This is a genomic window from Aeromonas sp. Y311-2, assembly GCF_027706025.1.
GTDB lineage: Bacteria > Pseudomonadota > Gammaproteobacteria > Enterobacterales > Aeromonadaceae > Aeromonas > Aeromonas veronii.
The window spans coordinates 1-4031 of the sequence record NZ_JAPDCL010000054.1; the positions used below are offsets into that span (position 1 = coordinate 1).

The 4031-nt window shown below is 59.2% G+C and carries 4 protein-coding genes and 1 pseudogene; 3 read left to right on the forward strand and 2 right to left on the reverse strand.

All coding sequences use genetic code 11. The annotated features are described in order from the left end of the window. Nucleotides 1-79: 79 nt before the first annotated feature. Both OKC42_RS22465 and xdhC read left to right on the forward strand, forming a co-directional pair. A pseudogene (locus OKC42_RS22465) lies at nucleotides 80-448 on the forward strand (xanthine dehydrogenase FAD-binding subunit XdhB); the annotation flags it as partial. Beyond that, nucleotides 445-930 carry a xanthine dehydrogenase iron sulfur-binding subunit XdhC gene (xdhC, locus tag OKC42_RS22470; RefSeq protein WP_005345665.1) on the forward strand — a complete coding sequence of 162 codons (486 nt, stop codon included), beginning with the start codon at nucleotides 445-447 and terminating at the stop codon, nucleotides 928-930. The pseudogene OKC42_RS22465 and the gene xdhC, both read left to right, overlap by 4 nt. Nucleotides 931-1047: 117 nt before the next feature. On the opposite strand, the gene OKC42_RS22475 is transcribed toward xdhC, so the two are convergent. Continuing rightward, nucleotides 1048-1587 (reverse strand): glycine zipper 2TM domain-containing protein, encoded by a 540-nt coding sequence (locus OKC42_RS22475; RefSeq protein WP_270820929.1) that lies wholly within the window; start codon nucleotides 1585-1587, stop codon nucleotides 1048-1050. Between the two features lie 501 nt (nucleotides 1588-2088). On the opposite strand from OKC42_RS22475, the gene OKC42_RS22480 reads away from it, so the two are divergent. Next, nucleotides 2089-2277, forward strand: coding sequence for a hypothetical protein (locus OKC42_RS22480; protein ID WP_139462459.1), 189 nt, complete (start codon nucleotides 2089-2091; stop codon nucleotides 2275-2277). Nucleotides 2278-2339: 62 nt separating this feature from the next. On the opposite strand, the gene OKC42_RS22485 is transcribed toward OKC42_RS22480, so the two are convergent. Then, on the reverse strand, nucleotides 2340-3866 hold the full coding sequence (locus OKC42_RS22485) for a YfcC family protein (protein ID WP_270820930.1): 1527 nt from the start codon (nucleotides 3864-3866) through the stop codon (nucleotides 2340-2342). Between the last annotated feature and the right edge of the window lie 165 nt (nucleotides 3867-4031).

Genomic DNA, 4031 nt, shown 5'->3' on the forward strand with positions numbered 1-4031 from the left:
GGGTATTAGCTGGTCAAGGATGGCGATCATACCTCAGAAGCCGCGCCACGCCTCGCTCATATGAGGGGATGGTTAAGATTTCGCCCCGGATACTCATCCCCATGTGGGCTCCCACTACTTCAAATACGCCATGCGCGATGCCATGGATATCGCCACCATCGGTTGTGCCGCCTACTGCCAGATTGAGGATGGTCACTTCAAGAGTCTGCGGCTGGCCTATGGGGTGGCGGCACCGACACCGGTGCGCACGCCTCACGCGGAAGCCGCGGCCGAGGGCCAACCCCTGACTCGCGCCACACTGGCAGCGATTGCCGAGGCGGTGGTAGCCGATGTGGCGCCGCGATCCTCCTGGCGGGCAGAGAAGGAGTTTCGCCTGCACCTTATCAAAACCCTGGCGCAGCGGGTGGTCGCCTGCGCAGTCGAACGTGCCGGAGGCAAGATCCTATGATGCAACCGCAAAGCTGTCCCGCCGTAGAGATCCAGTGCGAGATCAACGGCAAACCATACTCCTATGCTGTGTCGCCCACCATGTCGCTGCTCCACTTCCTGCGTGGGCAGGGGCTTATCAGTGTGAAAGAGGGGTGCAGTGTCGGTGAGTGCGGCGCCTGTACCGTGCGGGTGAATGGCACGGCTATCGACAGCTGCCTCTATCTGGCGGTCTGGGCCGATGGCAAATCCATTCGTACCGTGGAGGGGGAGCGCAAGGGAAATGAGCTCTCCGACGTGCAACAGGCCTTTATCGACGAGGGGGCGGTGCAGTGCGGTTTTTGCACGCCGGGCCTCGTGATGGCGAGCGCCGCCCTGCTCGACAAGACCGAGCGCCGTCCGCTGACCGATGCGGAGATCCGCCGCGGGCTGTCGGGCAACCTCTGCCGTTGTACCGGTTATCAGAACGTGGTGCGGGCGGTGAAGAAGTGCTGCAAAGGGTGATAGTTCGGGTGCCGTGAGTGGTGCGTGCCGTTGTTTGAAAAAAGGAAATCAAGCCGCCCAAAAACACAGGCCCGCCTCGAAAGAGGCGGGCCTGCTGCTGAGTGGGGTCTGGGGACATCACACTTTTGGCAGGTCGATCACCAATTTGCCATCTTTGACCGGAATGGTGGCACCGGGGGCTTGCTTCATGCGGATCACCCCCTCCTGACCTGCGAGGCGATAGGTCACGTCATAACCTATGGTGTTGACGCTAGTATCCTGCACGGTTTTGCAGCGCCGTTCGGTGGTGGTGTAGGTATCCCCCGCCTGCATATTGCCCTGCACCTGATTACCGGCATAACCCCCCGCGACGGCCCCTGCAGCAGTGGCCACCTTCTTGCCGCTGCCACCGCCAAACTGGTGGCCGACCACGCCACCCAGCGCTGCGCCCACCACGGTACCGAGGATCTTGTGCTCATCCTGTACCGGCTTGCGATGGGTCACGGTGACGTTGCGACACTCCTGGCGGGGAGTCTTGATGGTCTCGGTGATCGGCTTGCTGGCAATCACCTCGGCAAAGGTGGGTTGTGGTGTAAAGAGCGAGCCACTGGCCGCCGCCGAGAGCGCCAGGGCCGAGGCGATGCCAATACCGATACCTGCCATCATGGATCTGTTCATCTTGTTCTTCTCCTGCATACCCATATGGGCTGTTCCAATCTGGCGCCATCTTGTCATAACCGGTTGGCCGGACAAGGCGAGGGGGATGGGTCTGCGACAGGCGCTGGCAAGGTCAAAAAACAGTCACCCCGAAAAAGTGTCTGGCTTTGGCGACAACGGACTAAAAGTGACCAGTTTCCGGCGCATGGTGGACTGTGCCCGTGTAATAAGGAGCAATTCGAGTCGCAATTTGCAAGGCGTGCGGTGAGCAGAATGCCAGAGTGGCAAAGTGCTGACGGGGGCAGGTCAAGGGAGGCCTTGAGAAAGGGCTCTGTTCGTTGAGATGGCCACGCAAGTGGTTGATAAATGGCTCCAGCCCCATCGGATGTTGGCCGATAAGAGATCACGGCAAGCATTTTGCTTTGATTGGGTGAAGCAGAGGGTGAATGGGCCGGCAGACAACGGCGTAAGACCTGATATGAAGATGTTCACCCGAGATCAACGGATCAACGAGGGGGAGATATGTCAATGTTACCCAGCTGGATCACCCCGGCCATCCAGGCCAACATCATCACGGTGCAGCAGGCCGAACGTCTGCTCTCATCCCTCTACCGGCCACTGCCCGAGCAGGGAGAGGAGCTTCCCGCCGATATCGCCGACATCAGCCTTAAACTCTACTGCTTCCGCCAGCAGGGGCGGGTGCGCCACTAAGGCTGACAAAAGAACACCCCGCGCCAGGCACGGGGTGTTGTCACTCATCTATCAAAGGCCCATCAGGCCAACATCACTTGCGCCACCAGCATCAGGGCGCCAAATCCCAGCACAAAGCCCACCATGGGCAGCACGAACTTGACCCACTTGTTGAACTGGATGCCGAGCATCTGCAGAGTGACCAGGACCAGTCCGGTGGGGGCTAGGAACAGCATGGCGTATTGGCCCCAGTTGTAGGCCGACACCACGATATAGCGCGGGATCATCACTGTATCCGCCAGCGGCGCCATGATGGGCATGGAGAGCACCGCGAGCCCGGAGGAGGAGGGCACCACCAGCCCCAGCAGGGTGAACACCAGCATCTGCGCCACCGCGAACACGGTGCCATGCATGCCGGAGACCAGCTCGGAGGCGTAGGCCAGAATGGTGTCCGAGATCATCCCCTGATCCAGCACCAGATTGACCCCCCGTGCCAGCCCGATGATGAGGGAGACGGCCACCAGTTCTGATGCCCCCTGAGTAAAGGCTTCGACCGCCTCTTTCTCTTTCAGGCCCGAGATAAAAATGATGATGATGGCGATGGTCAGGAAGGAGGCCGCCATCTGCGGAAACCACCAACCGGCCATGGAGACGCCCCACACCATCAGCGGGAAGGCGAGGATAAACAGGGTCAGAATGATCTTGCGGCGCAGGGTGAAGGGCACCCCTTCGTCCATAGAGCCCTCTTTGAGAAAACGGGCGCGAAAGCTCTCTCTGTCCTCATAGGTGTAGGAGAAGGCTGGGTTGGCCTTGATCTTCTTGCAGTACCAGTAGAGATAACCGATCACCACCAGAGTGCCCACCAGACAGCCAATGGCGCGAAAGATCAGCCCCTCGGTAAAGGGAATGCCGGCGGCATTGGAGGCGATCACCACCGAGAAGGGATTGATGGTGGAGAAGGTGGTGCCCATGGAGGCGGCGAGGAAGATGGCCCCTACGCAGACGATGGAGTCATAGCCGAGCGCCAGAAAGATGGGCACCAGTATGGGGTAGAAGGCGACCGCCTCTTCCTCCAGTCCGCAGGTGGTGCCTCCCAGCGCCATTACGAAGCAGACCAGCGCCACAAACAGGAACTCGTTGCCCCGGGTCTTGCGCGACAACGCCACCAGCCCTGCACTGAAGGCACCTGTCTTGTTGATGACGCCGATCAGCCCCCCGAGCACCAGAATAAAGACGATGATATCCGCCCCCTCTATGGTGCCCTTGACCATGCTGACTGCCACGTCACCGAGCCCCTTGGGCGCTTGTTCCAGCCGGGCATAGGTGCCGGGAATGGCGATGGGCTTGCGGATGGTGCCGTTGGTAAATTGCTCCACCGCAATATTGATATTGAGTTTTGCCAGGGCATCCTGGGTTGCGGGAAGTCGGCTTATTTCCCCCTGTAGGCTATTGACCATCAGGCTTTCACTGGCCGGATTATAAGAGAGCTTGGCATAGGCGCCCGCCGGAATTATCCAGGTCAGCGCAATGGCCAGCAACATAATAAGAAACAGAATGGTAAATGCAGTAGGGAATTGTCTGCGTGGTGTGGTATTCGGCACGGCACACATAAAATGCTCCTTGATAAAGCAGGTTTGGGCTCGGCGGAATATCTGGTCGATAGGGTTTCTGCGTCATACATCCAAGGTACGCAAACCCCAGGGCGGGATCGCACTTTGTTAATGAAATTTGAACAGGCAGATCGTCTGTGATCTAATCGCGTCTCCATGCAGGAG